13 protein-coding genes, 2 tRNA genes and 4 pseudogenes are annotated in these 17,181 nt (G+C 37.2%); 9 read left to right on the top strand and 10 right to left on the bottom strand.

Annotated features, from left to right (window positions below; all coding sequences use genetic code 11):
- Positions 1-79: 79 nt before the first annotated feature.
- The 6 genes and pseudogenes from AC0IWE_RS24375 to AC0IWE_RS24350 form a co-directional block, all read right to left on the bottom strand.
- A pseudogene (locus AC0IWE_RS24375) lies at positions 80-247 on the bottom strand (GIY-YIG nuclease family protein); the annotation flags it as partial.
- A gap of 5 nt (positions 248-252) precedes the next feature.
- Complete coding sequence (locus AC0IWE_RS24370) at positions 253-333, bottom strand: GIY-YIG nuclease family protein (protein WP_471795338.1); 81 nt, start codon at positions 331-333, stop codon at positions 253-255.
- A gap of 949 nt (positions 334-1,282) precedes the next feature.
- Positions 1,283-1,357 (bottom strand) — tRNA-Val (locus AC0IWE_RS24365).
- A 148-nt stretch (positions 1,358-1,505) separates the two neighbouring features.
- Positions 1,506-1,581, bottom strand: a tRNA-Val gene (locus AC0IWE_RS24360).
- Between the two features lie 435 nt (positions 1,582-2,016).
- Entirely contained in the window at positions 2,017-2,229 is a 213-nt protein-coding gene (locus AC0IWE_RS24355) for a DNA repair protein RecO C-terminal domain-containing protein (RefSeq protein WP_471795092.1), read from the bottom strand.
- Positions 2,222-2,491, bottom strand: a complete 270-nt coding sequence (locus AC0IWE_RS24350) for a recombination protein O N-terminal domain-containing protein (protein ID WP_471795091.1) — start codon at positions 2,489-2,491, stop codon at positions 2,222-2,224. Before AC0IWE_RS24350 ends, AC0IWE_RS24355 begins: the two co-directional genes overlap by 8 nt.
- Positions 2,492-2,612: 121 nt before the next feature.
- Between AC0IWE_RS24350 and AC0IWE_RS24345 the strand changes: the two genes are divergently transcribed.
- Genes AC0IWE_RS24345 through AC0IWE_RS24330 form a run of 4 tightly spaced genes read left to right on the top strand, consistent with a single transcriptional unit; the run spans position 2,613 to position 4,965 of the window.
- A complete protein-coding gene (locus AC0IWE_RS24345; protein WP_471795090.1) occupies positions 2,613-3,326 on the top strand; it encodes a hypothetical protein in 714 nt (237 codons plus the stop codon).
- Entirely contained in the window at positions 3,304-3,636 is a 333-nt protein-coding gene (locus AC0IWE_RS24340; RefSeq protein ID WP_471795089.1) for an MMPL family transporter, read from the top strand. Before AC0IWE_RS24345 ends, AC0IWE_RS24340 begins: the two co-directional genes overlap by 23 nt.
- The gene (locus AC0IWE_RS24335) at positions 3,636-4,019 is read left to right on the top strand and encodes a hypothetical protein (RefSeq protein ID WP_471795088.1); all 384 of its coding nucleotides are present in this window, start codon (positions 3,636-3,638) and stop codon (positions 4,017-4,019) included. Before AC0IWE_RS24340 ends, AC0IWE_RS24335 begins: the two co-directional genes overlap by 1 nt.
- Positions 4,020-4,056: 37 nt before the next feature.
- Positions 4,057-4,965, top strand: coding sequence for an MMPL family transporter (locus tag AC0IWE_RS24330; protein WP_471795087.1), 909 nt, complete (start codon positions 4,057-4,059; stop codon positions 4,963-4,965).
- Positions 4,966-5,243: 278 nt separating this feature from the next.
- Here the strand turns inward: AC0IWE_RS24330 and AC0IWE_RS24325 are convergent, their stop codons facing one another.
- Entirely contained in the window at positions 5,244-5,516 is a 273-nt protein-coding gene (locus AC0IWE_RS24325) for a hypothetical protein (RefSeq protein WP_082458603.1), read from the bottom strand.
- A complete protein-coding gene (locus AC0IWE_RS24320; RefSeq protein WP_471795086.1) occupies positions 5,513-5,701 on the bottom strand; it encodes a hypothetical protein in 189 nt (62 codons plus the stop codon). Before AC0IWE_RS24320 ends, AC0IWE_RS24325 begins: the two co-directional genes overlap by 4 nt.
- 82 nt (positions 5,702-5,783) lie before the next feature.
- Between AC0IWE_RS24320 and ileS the strand changes: the two are divergent.
- From ileS to AC0IWE_RS24295, 5 genes and pseudogenes are all read left to right on the top strand, one after another.
- Positions 5,784-9,188, top strand: a pseudogene (gene ileS / locus AC0IWE_RS24315) (isoleucine--tRNA ligase).
- Between the two features lie 30 nt (positions 9,189-9,218).
- Entirely contained in the window at positions 9,219-9,602 is a 384-nt protein-coding gene (locus AC0IWE_RS24310) for a TraR/DksA family transcriptional regulator (protein WP_025144123.1), read from the top strand.
- Positions 9,602-10,205 (top strand): annotated as a pseudogene (locus tag AC0IWE_RS24305) (lipoprotein signal peptidase). The gene AC0IWE_RS24310 and the pseudogene AC0IWE_RS24305 overlap by 1 nt, the downstream one beginning before the upstream one ends.
- A gap of 545 nt (positions 10,206-10,750) precedes the next feature.
- Entirely contained in the window at positions 10,751-11,269 is a 519-nt protein-coding gene (locus tag AC0IWE_RS24300; RefSeq protein WP_471795085.1) for a DUF4269 domain-containing protein, read from the top strand.
- Positions 11,270-11,475: 206 nt separating this feature from the next.
- The gene (locus AC0IWE_RS24295; RefSeq protein ID WP_471795084.1) at positions 11,476-12,156 is read left to right on the top strand and encodes a 3-keto-disaccharide hydrolase; all 681 of its coding nucleotides are present in this window, start codon (positions 11,476-11,478) and stop codon (positions 12,154-12,156) included.
- Positions 12,157-13,032: 876 nt separating this feature from the next.
- Here AC0IWE_RS24295 and odhB read toward each other — a convergent pair.
- A complete protein-coding gene (gene odhB, locus AC0IWE_RS24290) occupies positions 13,033-14,262 on the bottom strand; it encodes a 2-oxoglutarate dehydrogenase complex dihydrolipoyllysine-residue succinyltransferase (RefSeq protein WP_471795083.1) in 1,230 nt (409 codons plus the stop codon).
- Between the two features lie 77 nt (positions 14,263-14,339).
- Positions 14,340-17,138: pseudogene (locus AC0IWE_RS24285) on the bottom strand (2-oxoglutarate dehydrogenase E1 component).
- Between the last annotated feature and the right edge of the window lie 43 nt (positions 17,139-17,181).

Genomic DNA, 17,181 nt, shown 5'->3' with positions numbered 1-17,181 from the left:
AAAAAAGTCCTTCAGTAATTGAAGGACTTAAGTGGGAAATGATCCCGATTTCAATCGGGACGACCAATGGTGCATAGTACTAAACGCTGTCAACATGTGAAATCAATTTTTGTATCATAACCCTGCTTTTCCATTTTTTTATCTGATTTTCTTTAACTCTTGCATCTTTTAAACTATCGAAAATGGAGAACCAGACAACATACCAATCACCTGTGTGTCCTGTAAAACCTGAATGATTAGTGTTGTGCTTCTTTAAGCGTCAGTTAAATTAATAGTAGAACCTATATAGTATTTGTCGCGGATTTTAGAAAAAAGAATATAAGTATAGAACATTTGTATCAGGCTTGTAAATCAGGATTAAGTAGAACGTCAATTTAATCTTATTGTTATATTTTTAACAATTCGATAAGTTAGAATAAATTTATCAATAATTATATAAATACTACTTTAAGACCAATTTGGAAATGATCGGTTTAAATGAGATACTCGGAGTAAAAAATTTTAGGCAAAAAAAAAGTCCTTCAGTAATTAGAGGACTTAAGTGGGAAATGATCCCGATTTCAATCGGGACGACCAATCGGTGTAATGGGGGCTCTAAACCAAAAATTTTAGGCAAAAAAAAATCCTTCAGTAATTGAAGGACTTAAGTGGGAAATGATCCCGATTTCAATCGGGACGACCAATCGGTGTAATGGGGGCTCTAAACCAAAATTTTAGGCAAAAAAAAAGTCCTTCAGTAATTGAAGGACTTAAGTGGGAAATGATCCCGATTTTAATCGGGACGACCAATCGGTTTAATGGGGGCTCTAAACCAAAAATTTTAGGCAAAAAAAAGTCCTTCAATAATTGAAGGACTTAAGTGGGAAATGATCCCGATTTTAATCGGGACGACCAATCGGTTTAATGGGGGCTCTAAACCAAAAATTTTAGGCAAAAAAAAGTCCTTCAATAATTGAAGGACTTAAGTGGGAAATGATCCCGATTTCAATCGGGACGACCAATCGGTGTAATGGGGGCTCTAAACCAAAAATTTTAGGCAAAAAAAAGTCCTTCAGTAATTGAAGGACTTAAGTGGGAAATGATCCCGATTTCAATCGGGACGACCAATCGGTGTAATGGGGGCTCTAAACCAAAATTTTAGGCAAAAAAAAGTCCTTCAGTAATTGAAGGACTTAAGTGGGAAATGATCCCGATTTCAATCGGGACGACCAATCGGTGTAATGGGGGCTCTAAACCAAAATTTTAGGCAAAAAAAAGTCCTTCAGTAATTGAAGGACTTAAGTGGGAAATGAGGGGTTCGAACCCCCGACCCCCTCGGTGTAAACGAGGTGCTCTGAACCAGCTGAGCTAATTTCCCTGTTGGTAATGTTTTAAAACTAACTCTACTTGTTAAATTCGACCCTCCCGACTGAAATGTCGGGATGCTCTGAACCAGCTAAGCTAGTTTCCCTGTTGGATATATGTCAAAGTTTTATAAAAAAGCCTTCCAGTTGTTCTGAAAGGCTTGGTGGGAATGAGGGGTTCGAACCCCCGACCCCTCGGTGTAAACGAGGTGCTCTGAACGAGCTGGGCTCATTTCCCTTTTATATTTAGTTTATCAACCCATTAGATCCGACCCTCCCGACTGTAATGTCGGGATGCTCTGAACCAGCTAAGGAGCTAATTTCCCTTTTATATTTTGTCAAACTTAATGCCCCATCCTCCGTTTGGGAATGCAAATATAGTGCTATAAAACTGTTCTGCAAATCTTTTTTTCTTTTTTTTCAACTTAACAAAGTTTCAAGGATTTTATGCGATTGCACCACCCCAAACGACGCTGTATGTAAGGTATAGAAAACCAATATCTTATCCAACAAAAACCTTCGCTGTGTATTGCTCATTTTTATTTCCGAAATTTTTTCGAGGGGTGTATTAAAAAGCAAAATAAAGCCTATTGCATCCTCCAACTGTAAAAAATTGGAGTGCATTGGCAATCGGGAGGTGAACTCGCCTTCTTGGAGATCAAAATAAATTTGGTCATTCCTTCTTTTCTCGTTCGGCGAAAATCCCAAAAAACGTGTAAGTTTTACAGAAAAACGAGAGGTGAAAATTGGGATTGATCTCCTCAATTTCATCAAACCAGGCAATAGAATTAAAAATATAATCGAACAAACTCTCATCAGCCGATTGCTGCCTAATGCTTTTATACAGCACTTCATTCAGAAAGATCACAATACTGGTTTTAATCACATCGTAAGGAATACTTTTGAAAAACAGGTGTTTGCCGAACTTCCGAAACCCGTTGTATATTGGTATTTGCTTTATGATAAACCACCATATCCAGCAGATGGAGCGATTGCAACATGTTCATTTTAATCTTCGCTTTTGGCTTTTTAACACCATTGATCAGATAAGATTGCATGCCAAATTTATCAGTAAGCACCTGCACCACCACACTGCTTTCGCTGTAATTTGTGGTTTTTAAAACAATGCCCTTAACTTTGTGCAACATTCGAATAAAACATTTTTTTCAAAAGTATGTTATTTGTGCAAATTTAATTGCGCAAAAAGTAATCACGTTTTACAAATAAGATTAGTTTTGCCGTTAATATTATTATTAAACTAAGCTGCACATGTGGGTTAAGCTATCGAGATTCATTCTTCAGAACCGTATCGCAATCATTGTATTTTTTGTTTTAGGAACTATATTTATGGCTTATCAGGCCAAAAATGTAAAGCTTTCTTACACAGGAAGCAAAATTTTGCCGGTAACAGATAGCGCTTTCGTAAAATACAATGCTTTTAAAAAGACTTTTGGAGAAGATGGAAGCGTGATGGTAGTTGGGATACAATCCCCAGATATTTTTAAAAAAGAAGTTTACAATCAATGGGTTCAACTTTCTAATGAGATCCAAAAACTTAAAGGCATTAAACATTTATTGTCTTCCGGAAGGATTTTCCAACTGGAAAAAGATACGGTGAACCAAAAATTTGTGCTGAAGCCATTGCCAGGTGGATTGGTTAAAACTGACACTGAAATGGATTCGATCAAAAATACCATTTATAGCAATCCATTTTTTGAAGGATTGGTTTATAACCGCCAGAATGCCACATTAATGGCGATCACATTCGACACCAAAATTCTAAATACTGCTGCGCGTAACCCGATTTTAGAAGAAATTGAAGCAAAAGCCAAAGCTTTTCAATCGGCCACTAAAATTCAGGTACATATTTCCGGTTTGCCTTATATCCGTACCGCTGTAAGTAAATTGGTGAGCAGACGAATTTGTGTTGTTTTTAGGGCTATCAATCCTTGTTTCGGCATTGATACTTTTATTTTTCTTTAAGAAATTTTATGCCGTTTTCTTTCCTATTTTAGTAGTGATTATGGGCGTAATCTGGAGTATTGGCACACTGGTACTCTTTGGTTTCGAGCTTACTATTTTAACAGGACTTATTCCACCGCTTATTGTAATTATCGGCATCCCAAACAGCATTTTATTACTGAATAAATACCAGAATGAACTAAGAAAAGATGGTGACAAACAACGTGCCTTAAGTGTAACCATAGAAAGAATTGCCATTACCACACTAATTGCCAACATTACCGCCGCTATTGGTTTTGGCGTATTATACTTCACCGGAGCGAGCTGTTAATGCAATTTGGCAGCGTAGCCTCAATTAATGTAATGGTTACCTGGTTAATGTGTTTATGCTTAATTCCTATCATTTTCAGCTACCTGCCAGCACCAAAACTTAAACCTCAAAACCATGTTGAAGAGGGCTTTTTACACAAGTTACTGGTAAAAACGGATACACTTGTTCAAAACAAGAGTGGCCTGATCTATATCGGAACCATTATCATTTCCATTATTGCTTTTATAGGCGTGATGAAGATTAATGTAAATGGTTATGTAGTTGATGATCTGCCCAAAAATTCTGAAATTTTAACAGATTTAAAATTCTTTGAGAAAAATTTCGAGGGTATTTTACCATTGGAAGTGAGCGTAGATACGAAAGAAAAAGAACGGCGTTTTTAATTTAACCAATTTAAAAAGAATTGAAAAACTGGAAAAGATGATTTCGGCTTATCCAGAGTTTTCGCGTTCTATTTCTGTAAATATGGGCTTAAAATATGCTACACAAGCTTTTTATAATAACGATTCTACTTTTTTCCGGTTGCCAGACAATCTGGAAAAGAATTTCATTCTTGCTTACATAGCAAATGGCGGTAAAGGAAATGCAAGTTTGCTTACGAACTTTATCAGTAAAGGAAATCAAAGCACAAGAATCAGTTTCCAGATGGCCGATGTAGGTTCAAAACGGTTGGATGCAATAATGGCCGAATTAAAACCGCGGATTGACAGCATTTTACCACCATCCAAATTTGATGTGGAACTTACCGGATCAAGCATTATATTCTCAAAAGGAACAGATTATATGTTAAGGCACCTGGTAGAAAGTATTGCGCTTGCCATTATATTGATCTCGCTTTTAAGATTAGCCCAATTTAAGAGTTTAGGCATCATGTTTATTTCATTATTACCCAACATTGTGCCGCTGATTATTACTGCCGGAATTATGGGTTATTTTGGAATTTCACTTAAACCCTCGACAATTCTGATTTTTACCATCGCCTTTGGTTTGGCATCCGATCAAACTATTTATTTCCTCACACGTTATCAGCAAGAATTAAACCTGACCAACTTTAGCGTACCTAAAGTAATTACCGATACCATTACTGAAACCGGTGTGAGTATGACGCACATTGCTTTAATTTTATTCTTTGGCTTCGGAATTTTCACCGCTTCTACATTTGGAGGAACTGTAGTACTTGGGTTACTCCTATCCATAACCTTGCTTGTAGCCCTAATTTTTAATTTAACCTTATTGCCAGCCTTGGTATTATGGCTGGATAAAAAGAAAGTAAGGAAAAAGATTTCAGATGAAGATTCTGCAAAAAATATAGGTGAGTTTGACCATTAATGAGTTGGGAGTTTTCAGTTAACAGTTTGCATATCTAGCGACTTAACCCCAAGGTTATATTATTTTTAGATAAAAGTCTTCCAAGGTTCGTGCATAAAAAACCATCAATCATTTGTTTAGCAACAAACATTAGCCCACCGGTAAGCCTGTATTTAGCTTTCTAAAGCAAAATTTTCCTTGCAAAGACTTTAAAATGAGTTTCTTTTATTCGTAAATAAGTCCCAGGTTACCTAAATCTGATGCCAGCGATTCCCCTGGTTTAATTCGATTTAAGCAAATTATTCAGTTGCAGGCTTTTGATCTTCTTCATCAACCGGAACTTCAACAGTTGGATCGGTAATAATTTCAGCATTGCCATTATTGTCTTTTTTCGCAAATAATATCGGGTATAAGAGCCATAATGCACCAATTATAATGAGTACACCAGCAAGCATCTGGAAATAAATACTTCCCTTAACCTCATTGGCATCTAAAATTTTATAGGCAATAAATGAAAGTACGCCAGCGATGAGTACAAAAACGGCTTTCTGCAATTTTAACAGCTTAATCATGGGTTCTTTCTTTTTAGTGTTACAATATGCATTAGAACAAAAATAAGCCCGATTAGTTCGAGCAGGCCGCAGAAATAAAAAGCGTATAGCACAAAATCCCGGTCAGACGGACTTACTACCACGATAATTGGCAATACAATTACAGCAACAATCATCAGTATAAGCCCGATATTAAATAATTTCACGTTAAAGTATTTACACCAAAACTACCAAAATTCAGTCAATTCTGTTAACTTTGCAACCTTAATTTTTTGAGGTACTTGATTGATGTATAGCGAATTTAAACAACTGGATCTTGCCAAAATAGGACAAGAAATACTGGATTTCTGGAAAAAGGAAAATATCTTTGAAAAAAGCATTTCTTCACGCCCTAAATCTAATCCGTTTACTTTTTACGAAGGACCACCGTCTGCCAATGGCATGCCGGGGATTCACCACGTAATGGCGCGCGCAATTAAAGATATTTTTTGCCGCTATAAAACAATTAAAGGATACCAGGTAAAAAGAAAAGCTGGCTGGGATACGCATGGCCTACCTGTTGAAGCTGGGTACCGAAAAAGAGTTGGGTATTACCAAAGAAGACATCGGCAGAACCATCTCTATTGAAGATTATAACGAAGCATGTAAAAAAACAGTAATGCGCTACACTGATGTGTGGAACGATTTGACTGAAAAAATGGGCTATTGGGTAGATATGGATGACCCATACATTACCTATAAGTCGAAATACATGGAATCGGTTTGGTGGCTTCTAAAACAAATTTACGATAAAGGCTTAATTTATAAAGGTTATACCATCCAACCTTATTCTCCAAAAGCAGGTACAGGGTTGAGTTCGCATGAGGTAAATCAACCTGGTGCTTACCGCGATGTTACCGATACAACTATTGTTGCGCAGTTTAAAGCCTTAGGCGATACCTTACCAGGTTTTTTACAAGGATTTGGAGACATACATTTATTAGCATGGACGACTACACCTTGGACTTTGCCATCGAATACAGCTCTAACAGTTGGGCCAAAAATCGACTATGTTTTAGTTAAAACTTTTAATCAATATACATTTTTACCATCCAATGTAATTTTAGCAAAAAGCCTGGTTGGAAAACAGTTTAGTAAAATTTTCTTCGAAAGCAATGAAGATGAGGATTTTACAAATTTAGAAGCTGGCGACAAAAAAATCCCTTACCAGATCCTTGCTGAATGTAAAGGAACTGAGTTGGTTGGAATCAGATATGAACAACTTTTAACTTATGCCTTACCTTATACCAATCCTGAAAATGCTTTTAGGGTAATTTCTGGCGATTTTGTAACTACAGAAGATGGTACTGGTATTGTGCACACCGCCCCTACTTTTGGTGCAGATGATGCGAAAGTTGCCAAAGAAGCCGTGCCTGAAATTCCACCAATGCTGGTAATGGATGACAATGATGTTCTTGTGCCTTTGGTAGATTTACAGGGTAAATTCACTAAACATGTTGGTCCTTTTGCTGGTAAATATGTTAAAAACGAATATTACAACGCCGGCGAAGCCCCTGAGAAATCGATTGATGTTGAAATTGCTATTTTATTAAAAGAAGAAAACAAAGCTTTTAAGGTAGAAAAATATGTTCACAGTTACCCACACAGCTGGAGAACTGATTAACCATTGTTATATTATCCGTTGGATTCGTGGTTTATTAAGGTTACAGATGTTAAAGACAGAATGTTCGATCTTAATGAAACCATTAACTGGAAACCAAAATCAACAGGAGAAGGTCGTTTTGGAAACTGGCTTAAAAACGCTAACGACTGGAATTTATCACGTTCGAGATACTGGGGCATTCCTTTACCAATCTGGAGAACTGAAGATAAAAAGGAAGAAATATTAATCGGCTCCGTTGAAGAACTTTATAATGCGATTGAAAAATCCATAGCTGCTGGTTTTCAGAAAGAAAATCCTTTCAAAGGTTTTGAAATCGGAAACATGTCTGAAGAAAACTATGACCTGATCGACTTACATAAAAATGTAGTGGATAAGATTGTTTTAGTATCTCCATCAGGTAAACCAATGAACCGCGAAAGTGATTTAATTGATGTTTGGTTCGACTCTGGTGCGATGCCTTATGCACAATGGCACTATCCTTTTGAAAACAAAGAAACCATTGATGGGAACGAAGATTTTCCTGCAGATTTTATTGCCGAAGGGGTAGATCAAACCCGTGGTTGGTTTTATACCCTGCATGCCATCTCTACCTTGGTTTTTGACAAAGTAGCATACAAAAATGTGGTATCAAATGGACTTGTTTTAGACAAAAACGGACAAAAAATGTCTAAACGTTTAGGCAATGCTGCTGATCCATTTCAAACCATAAACGAGTATGGTGCTGATGCTACACGTTGGTACATGATTTCAAATGCAAACCCTTGGGATAACCTGAAATTTGACATTGACGGAATTGCTGAAGTTCGCCGTAAATTCTTCGGAACACTATACAACACCTATGCTTTCTTTGCGTTGTATGCCAATATCGATAAATTTGAAATCGATAAAAACAACTTAAGCAAAGTTGAAGACAGAACGGAATTAGACCGTTGGATTTTATCGTTATTGCAAACCTTAATTAACGAAGTTGATGAGAGTTACAATGCATATGAGCCAACAAAAGCTACCCGCGCCATCCAGGCCTTTGTAGATGAACATTTAAGTAACTGGTACATCAGGTTAAGCCGTCGCCGTTTTTGGAAAGGCGAAATGACCGATGATAAACGTGCAGCTTACGAAACATTATATACCTGTTTAGAAACCTTGGCACAGTTGATGAGCCCTGTTGCACCTTTCTTTGCTGATTGGTTATACAGAAACTTAACGATTACTGATGCTTATGCAGCGCAATCTGTTCACTTGACTTTATGGCAAGAGGCCGATCAAAGTTTAATCGATACGGATTTGAACGAACGTATGGTTTATGCCCAGGATATTTCATCAATGGTTTTATCATTGCGAAAAAAATCCAGCATCAATGTTCGTCAGCCATTAGAGAAAATCCTAATACCATCATTAAGTGGAGATTTTGAGCAAAAAATCTCAAAGGTTGCAGATTATATTCTTTCTGAAACGAATGTAAAACATATCGAATTCATTACCGATACACATGGTATCGTTAAGAAAAAGCTAAAACCGAACTTTAAATCATTGGGTAAAAAAGTAGGAAAAGACATGAGCTCCTGGTTAAACAGGCTTTAGAGAATTCAAATCAGGATGACATCCAGCGTTTAGAAACTGATGGTTTTATCATCGTTGTTGGAAGTAATGGAGAAGATTTTACCATCAATATAAATGATGATGTAGAAGTTTTTGCCGAAGATATTCCAGGATGGCAAGTAACCAATCTGGGTAGCCTAACCGTTGCTTTGGATGTTACCATCACAGAAGAATTAAAACAGGAAGGTATTTCGCGTGAGCTGGTAAACAGAATCCAGAGTTTACGGAAGGATTTAAACTTTGAAGTGACGGATAGGATTAAAGTTTCGTTACAAAATGATAACTTGGTAATCAATGCAGTTGCCAAAAACAAGGATTACATTTGCGCAGAAATATTAGCCGATGAATTTGAATTAACAGATACTGTAAATAATGCAAACAAAATTGTTATCGACGATGTTGAGTTAAGCATTTCAGTAACTAAAATATAAATCCATATATTAGAAAATTAGAACAAGAACATGGAAAACAGCAACAAAACACGCTACTCAGACAGTGAACTTCAGGAATTTAAAGAATTAATTCAAGATAAATTACGTATGGCTAAAGAGGAACTTAACTCTTTAACTACTTCTTTAAGTAACCCAAATGCAAACGGAACAGAAGATACTTCTGGTGCTTACAAAACACTCGAAGATGGTTCTGCAACAATGGAAAAAGAGCAGATCAATCAATTGGCTGCCCGTCAGAAAAAATTTATCGATAACCTTGAGAACGCTTTGGTACGTATCGAGAATAAAACTTATGGCATTTGCCGCGAAACCGGTAAATTAATCCAGAAAGAACGTTTACGTGCTGTTCCTCATGCCACTTTAAGCATGGAAGCTAAATTAAAACAGAGTTAATGAAAGGCTATACAAAACCTTTAATTATAATCTTTTTGGTTCTACTGGCCGATCAGCTGGTTAAAACCTGGGTTAAAACACATATGTACCTGGGGCAGGAATTCCATATTATTGGAAAATGGTTTATTATCCATTTTACCGAAAATAACGGAATGGCCTTTGGGATGGAATTTGGCGGTGAGTTTGGCAAATTGGCTTTATCACTTTTCCGCATTGCCGCAGTTGCAGGAATTGGTTATGGCTTACATTATTTAATTAAGCATAAATACCACCGGGGATTGATTTTGAACGTTGCTCTAATTTTTTCTGGCGCATTGGGAAACATCATTGATTCTGTATTTTACGGAAAGATTTATGGCTACGAAAGCTGGTTTCATGGTCGTGTGGTAGATATGTTCTACTTCCCGATTGCAGAAGGCCACTTCCCTACCTGGTTACCAATTTGGGGAGGAGAAGAATTTGTTTTCTTCAGACCTGTTTTTAACCTCGCAGATGCAGCCATTTCAGTTGGAGTGAATATTGATCCTGATCTTTCAGAAAAATTACTTTAAAGAAGATGTAAAAGATGAAGTAAGCATCAACAGTGAAATTGTTGAAGATTAAAAAGCAGATCATTTTGCCTAGCTTGTTTCAGCATCTATATTAGCGAGCCCCTGAAATAAATCCATGTGGACGAAAACAAAAGCCCATTTCTTAACTGAGATGGGCTTTTATTTATTTAATGAATTCGTGATTGCTAGGAGGCTTTTTCAGCCAACGAAGCAATCTCTATTGCAATATCCGAAAGCATGAAAGATTGCTTCGTCGTTTCTGCTCGCAATGATAATAATTTAGTTGACTTTCTTTTTGGTGGCACACTAACCAACTAAAAATACCAAAGCGTATTGTCATTCAAAATGATTTTAATAACTTGAATATTTTATCCTATTGGTTGGTGTGGCACCGACCAACAAAAAATAAAGATTTTTAATAACTTGAATATTTCAATAAATGATCAATTTCATCGAAATATCTTATCTAAAACATGGTAATGAAAGGCAAAAGCAAGCTTTCAGGATATTAACCGACAATAAAATTTTATCCTATTGGTTGGTGTCACACCGACCAACAAAAAATAAAGATTTTTAATAATTTGAATATTTCAATAAATGATCAATTTCATCGAAATATCTTATCTAAAACATGGTAATGAAAGGCAAAAGCAAGCTTTCAGGATATTAACCAACAATAAAATTTTAGCTAAACTTAATGCCTACCATCCAATCCTGGTAGGTACCATCCCAATTAATATTGATATCGAAAACAGTGATCTGGATGTTATTTGTGAAGTTTCTGATAAAGCTGAATTTAATGCAGAACTAAAGGCGCTGTTTGGAACTGAAAAAGGCTTTACCATCTCTGAAAGCCTAAAGTTTGATGCCATTAAAGCAAATTTCATAGTCGATAACTTTGAAATAGAAATATTCGGACAGAACAAACCCACAACACAACAAAATGCCTACCTCCACATGCTAGTCGAACATAAATTACTTTTAGAAAAGGGAGAAGCATTTAGGCAAGAAATTATCACTTTAAAACAAAAAGGTTATAAAACGGAGCCCGCATTTGCCACGCTATTAGGCCTTGAAGGAGATCCATACCAAGAATTGTTGAAATTGTTATTCTAGCGGGTCGCTAAGGCCAGATCAGTCAGCGAGATATCGTCATTCACAACTTGATTTGGGAATCGAATCCCTTGGTAGATGATGTAGGTTAAAATTCCCATCTGCGCGAGCATCACGACTGATATTGAAATAGCCAATTCTCATCTGGGATTCGTATTTCATCATATCTTATTTAAAATATTATATTTGGAATACAAAAACCAAATATTATGAAATTCTACCATGCCCTATTACTGCTCGTTATTATCAGCAGTTCAACCTTTGCACAAAAAAGCCTTTTTAACGGTAAAAATCTGGATGGTTGGCATGTTGATGTTCCAGCGATGGACAAAAAGCCTGATACCATTAATCCATTCATAGTACGTAGCGGAATGCTGGTAAGTTTAGGTACTCCCGGCGGGCATTTAATAACAAATAAAATTTACAAAAATTATCAGTTAACCGTGCAATACCGCTTCGCTGGCAAACCAGGCAATTGCGGCGTTTTAGTACATGCATCAACACCCAGAGCTTTATATGGTATGTTTCCTAAATCGCTTGAAGTACAGATGCAACATAAAGATGCGGGTGATTTCTGGTGCATTGAAGAAGATATTACTGTACCTAATATGGTTGCAAGGCGAGGCCCCAAAGAAAACTGGGGTGTAAATGGTGATAAGCTTCGCCGGATTAAAAACTTGACCGATGGCAGTGAAAAACCACTTGGCGAATGGAATACCATGATTATTCAATGCTTAAATGATGAAGTTAAAGTTTGGGTTAATGATGCATTGGTAAATTATGGCACAAAGTGCACGGTAAGTAGCGGCCAAATTGCATTGCAGGCAGAAGGCAGTGAAGTAGAGTTTAAACAACTGGATTTAAAACCGATTAAGGCGCTGTCTAAATAAACTGACATCTATTAAATTTTTAGCCTCTTTGCCTAACACGACCGTCATGCTGAACTTGTTTCAGCATCTTTCCTGCTTAATAGACCCTAAAATAAATTCAGGGTGACGAAAGAAGGGTATTAGTTGATTACCCCATAAATGATCGTCTTGCTGAACTTGTTTCAGCATCTTTCCTGCTTAATAGACCCTGAAATAAATTCAGGGTGACGAAAGAAGGTTATTAGTTGATTACCCCATAAATGATCGTCTTGCTGAATTTATTTCAGCATCTTTCCTGCTTAATAGACCCTGAAATAAATTCAGGGTGACGAAAGAAGGGTATTAGCTGATTACCCCATAAATGATCGTCTTGCTGAATTTATTTCAACATCTTGCCTGATTAATAGACCCTGAAATAAATTCAGGGTGACGAAAGAAGGGTATTAGTTGATTACCCTATAAATGATCGTCTTGCTGAACTTGTTTCAGCATCTTTCCTGCTTAATAGACCTTGAAACAAATTCAGGGTGACGAAAGAAGGGTATTAGGAGATTACCCCATAAATAATCGTCTTGCTCAACTTGTTTCAGCATCTTTCCTGCTTAATAGACCCTGAAATAAATCAGGGTGACGAAAGAAGGGTATTAGTTGATTACCCCATAAATGATCGTCTTGCTGAATTTATTTCAGCATCTTTCCTGCTTAATAGACCCTGAAATAAATTCAGAAGTGACGAAAAAAGGTTGTTTCAGCATCTTTCCTGCTTAATAGACCTTGAAATAAATTCAGGGTGATGAAATCAGGGTGTTAATTTCATTTTCGGGCAAAAAAAAGAAGTCAAGTTTTTATAGCACACTGGCCATTAAAACTTGACTTCTTTATGAAATATGTTTTAGTCTATATACCCAATAATAATCTAGCTGGATCTTCTAATAATTGTTTCACACGAACCAAGAAACCAACTGACTCGCGTCCATCGATAATTCTGTGATCATAAGATAACGCAACATACATCATCGGACGGATTACCACTTCACCTTTTTCAGCTACCGGACGCTCAACGATGTTGTGCATACCTAAAATAGCTGATTGTGGCGCATTAATAATCGGTGTCGACATCATTGAACCAAACACACCACCATTTGTGATTGTGAATGTTCCACCAGTCATTTCTTCGATGGTTAATTTGCTATCACGTGCTTTTAAAGCCAATTCCAATACCGATTTTTCAATCTGCGCTAAAGTCATGCTTTCTGCATTACGGATAACCGGAACAACTAAACCTTTTGGAGCAGATACGGCAATAGAAATATCAGCGAAATCATTGTAAACCAATTCTTCACCTTCTATACGACCATTAACAGCAGGGAAATCTTTTAAAGCTTCGGTAACTGCTTTAGTAAAAAAGCTCATGAAACCCAAACCAACACCAAATTTTTCTTTAAACTGGTCTTTATATTTTCCGCGTAAATCCATAATTGGCTTCATGTTAACCTCGTTAAAAGTGGTCAACATTGCGGTTTCATTTTTAACTGCAACCAAACGCTTTGCAACTGTTCTGCGGAGTGGAGACATTTTTTCACGACGCTCGCCTCGGCTACCAGCAGGTATGGCAGCAGCTATCGGGGCACTCGGTTTCTGTGCTTCTGATTTTTTACCTGCTTCCGCTTTAACAGCATCATCTTTTGTAATACGGCCATCAACACCAGTACCTTTTACAGCACCAGCTTCAATTCCTTTTTCTGCAAGAATTTTACCGGCAGCAGGAGAAGGAGTTCCTGTAGCGTATGAGTCTTTTGATTCGGCAGCTTTAGGTGCTTCAGCTACTGCAACCGGGGCTTGTGCATCAGCCTTAGGGCTTTCGGACTCTGCCTTTGGACTAGCAGCTGCACCGCCATCTTCAATTTTACAAACTACTGCACCAATGGCTAAAGTATCGCCTTCGGCTGCTATGGTTTTTAAAGTTCCAGCTTGTTCTGCAGTTAATTCGAATGTAGCTTTGTCCGATTCTAATTCGGCAATAACTTCATCCATTTCAACAACATCGCCGTCGTTTTTTATCCATCTTGATAAAACAACTTCGGTGATCGATTCACCAACAGGTGGAACTTTTATCTCTAAACTCATTTTTGTAATGTTATATTTTTCTATCTTCTAATAATCAATATCAAACGCTATGCTTTAAAACGCTTCGCGCACTGCACCTAATCGATCTGAACTAATTTTTTTGTTGCTTTTTTAGCAATATCCTTTACATCTTCTGTTACTGAAACTTCTAAAGCTTTTGCTAAAATGTAAGCCTGTTGGTTGGCATGTTGTTTTGCAAAACCTGTTGCAGTACTACTGCTTTCTCTTCTCGAAATTACATCAATACCTTTTAATGCAGTTTTGTACAACTTACGGAATAAATATGGCCATGCACCCATGTTTTCTGGCTCTTCTTGTACCCAGTAAACTTCTTTGGCATTTTTATATTTTTTCTGAATTGCTTCCATCTGATCAAGCAGGAGTTGGATATAATTGCTCTACACGAACAATTGCCACGTGTTTTAATTTATCAGCCTGTTGTTTTTCTAATAACTCATAATAAATTTTACCGCTACAGAAAACAATACGTGTTACCTCTGCAACTTTAACATTTACATCATCAATTACCTCTTTAAAACCACCATCTGTAAATTCTTCCAATTTAGAAACACAGGCCGGATGGCGCAATAAACTTTTCGGTGTAAATACAACCAAAGGTTTACGGAAATCGCGTTTAAACTGACGGCGCAATACGTGGAAGAAATTGGCAGGAGTTGTACAGTTGGTAACCTGCATGTTATAATCTGCACAAAGTTCCATAAAACGCTCAATACGCGCTGAAGAGTGCTCTCGGTCCTTGCCCTTCGTAACCGTGAGGCAACAACATAACCAAGCCATTTTCGCGTTGCCATTTGGTTTCGGCACTTGCAATATACTGATCTACAACGATTTGAGCACCGTTAAAGAAATCTCCAAATTGAGCTTCCCAGATGGTTAAAGCATTTGGATTTGCCATAGCATAACCATATTCAAAACCTAAAACGCCATATTCTGATAAATGCGAATTGTAAATATCAAACGGTGCCTGTTGATCTGAAATGTTTGCTAATGGTACATATTCTTCCTCACTATCTTCAAGCGTTAATACTGCATGACGGTGAGAAAACGTTCCTCTTTCTACATCCTGACCGCTTAAACGAACACGTTTACCTTCTGATAACAAAGTACCATAAGCCAGTTGCTCGCCCATTGCCCAATCGAAAATATTGGTTTCGTTAACCATTTTGCTACGTTCGGCAAATAGTTTTTCGATTTTTTTGAAGAACTTTTTATTTGTTGGTAGCGTAGTAATGCGTTTACCAATTTCTAACAAAGTAGATTTTTTAACCGCAGTAACAGGAGAAGTTTCAAAATCTTTAGGTGTAGCCATACGCAAATCTGCCCATGCGCCACCAAATTTAACTTCGGCATTGCCTGCAACAAATTCTTTAGCTTCGTTTAAACGTTCCTGCAAAATACCACGGAAATCTTTCTCCATTTCTTTTGCCAAACCGGCTTCTAACTTACCCTCTTTTGTTAACTGATCGATATAAATTTCCCTGGGGTTAGGGTGTTTTTCGATGGTTTTGTATAATAATGGTTGCGTAAATTTAGGTTCATCAGACTCATTATGACCGAAACGACGGTAACAAAGAATATCAATAAAAACATCGTTTTTATATTTCTGACGGTATTCCATTGCTAAATTGATTGCATAAACCAAAGCCTCAGGATCATCACCATTAACGTGGAAAACCGGAGATAAGGTTACTTTAGCAATATCTGTACAATAGGTACTGGTACGTGCATCTTTATAGTTGGTGGTAAAACCAATCTGGTTATTAATTACCAGGTGAATGGTTCCTCCGGTTTTATAACCTTCAAGGCCAGCCATCTGAATTACTTCATAAACAATACCTTGTCCGGCAACAGATGCATCTCCATGAATTAAAATTGGTGCTAAACGGCTGTTATCGCCACCATATTTAAAATCAATTTTAGAACGGCTCATCCCTTCTACCACACCATCAACAGTTTCCAAGTGAGATGGATTAGGACATAAGCTCAAGTGAACACTTTTACCTGAAACCGTAGTTACATCTGTAGAATAACCTAAGTGGTATTTTACGTCGCCACCAAATGGGGTGTCAGGATTGTAACTTTTGCCTTCAAATTCGGCAAAGATATCTTTGTAGGTTTTTTGCATGATATTGGCCAGCACGTTTAAACGACCGCGGTGAGCCATACCAATTACAAATTCTTCAATACCCAGTTCAGCACCTTTTTCGATTACTGAATCCAAAGCAGGAATTAAAGCTTCTGCACCTTCTAAAAGAGAAACGTTTTTGCCCTAAGAATTTTGTTCCCAAGAAATTTTCAAAGCTTACAGCCTCGTTTAATTTCCGCAGAATGCGTTTTTTCTCATCAATAGAGAAATTAGGGGTATTACGTGCACTTTCCATCTTTTGCTGAATCCAGTTCAACACTTCTGGTGTACGTAAAAATTTAAATTCGGCTCCGATAGAACCTGCGTATGTTTGTTTTAAAAAGGCTACAATATCTTTCAACTTTGCAGCACCGATACCAATCTCTACACCAGAATTAAAAACGGTTTCTAAATCAGCATCAGATAAGCCAAAATTTGCAAGATCTAATGTTGGCAAATGTTTACGTCTTTCGCGCACCGGATTGGTATGCGTAAACAGGTGACCGCGGCTGCGATAGCCATCAATCAGGTTTAAAACATTAACCTCTTTTAAAAATTGTTCAGGAGTTTCTGCGGTTACTGCTGGCGCTTCCGACCCTCTTCCAAAGTCGAAACCTTCAAAAAATTTCTGCCAACCAAACTCAACAGATTCAGAATCTTGCTGATACGACTGATATAAAGACTCTATATATTCGGCGTTTGCGCCATTAAGATAAGATAATTTATCCATTATTAACTGTTTACTATAAGCACTACAAAATTAGAATTTTACC

Source organism: Pedobacter sp. AC402 (genome assembly GCF_979252805.1).
The sequence above is the reverse complement of the archived record's forward strand: the minus strand, read 5'-3'. Positions and strand labels throughout refer to the sequence as shown.

Excerpts from the sequence above, each read along its gene's own strand:
- AC0IWE_RS24370 (WP_471795338.1), bottom strand. The coding sequence starts at position 333 with ATGTTCTATACTTATATTCTTTTTTCTAAAATCCGCGACAAATACTAT.
- AC0IWE_RS24350 (WP_471795091.1), bottom strand. The coding sequence starts at position 2,491 with ATGTTGCACAAAGTTAAGGGCATTGTTTTAAAAACCACAAATTACAGC.
- AC0IWE_RS24345 (WP_471795090.1), top strand. The coding sequence starts at position 2,613 with ATGTGGGTTAAGCTATCGAGATTCATTCTTCAGAACCGTATCGCAATC.
- AC0IWE_RS24335 (WP_471795088.1), top strand. The coding sequence starts at position 3,636 with ATGCAATTTGGCAGCGTAGCCTCAATTAATGTAATGGTTACCTGGTTA.
- AC0IWE_RS24330 (WP_471795087.1), top strand. The coding sequence starts at position 4,057 with ATGATTTCGGCTTATCCAGAGTTTTCGCGTTCTATTTCTGTAAATATG.
- AC0IWE_RS24325 (WP_082458603.1), bottom strand. The coding sequence starts at position 5,516 with ATGATTAAGCTGTTAAAATTGCAGAAAGCCGTTTTTGTACTCATCGCT.
- AC0IWE_RS24310 (WP_025144123.1), top strand. The coding sequence starts at position 9,219 with ATGGAAAACAGCAACAAAACACGCTACTCAGACAGTGAACTTCAGGAA.
- AC0IWE_RS24300 (WP_471795085.1), top strand. The coding sequence starts at position 10,751 with ATGATCAATTTCATCGAAATATCTTATCTAAAACATGGTAATGAAAGG.
- AC0IWE_RS24295 (WP_471795084.1), top strand. The coding sequence starts at position 11,476 with ATGAAATTCTACCATGCCCTATTACTGCTCGTTATTATCAGCAGTTCA.
- odhB (WP_471795083.1), bottom strand. The coding sequence starts at position 14,262 with ATGAGTTTAGAGATAAAAGTTCCACCTGTTGGTGAATCGATCACCGAA.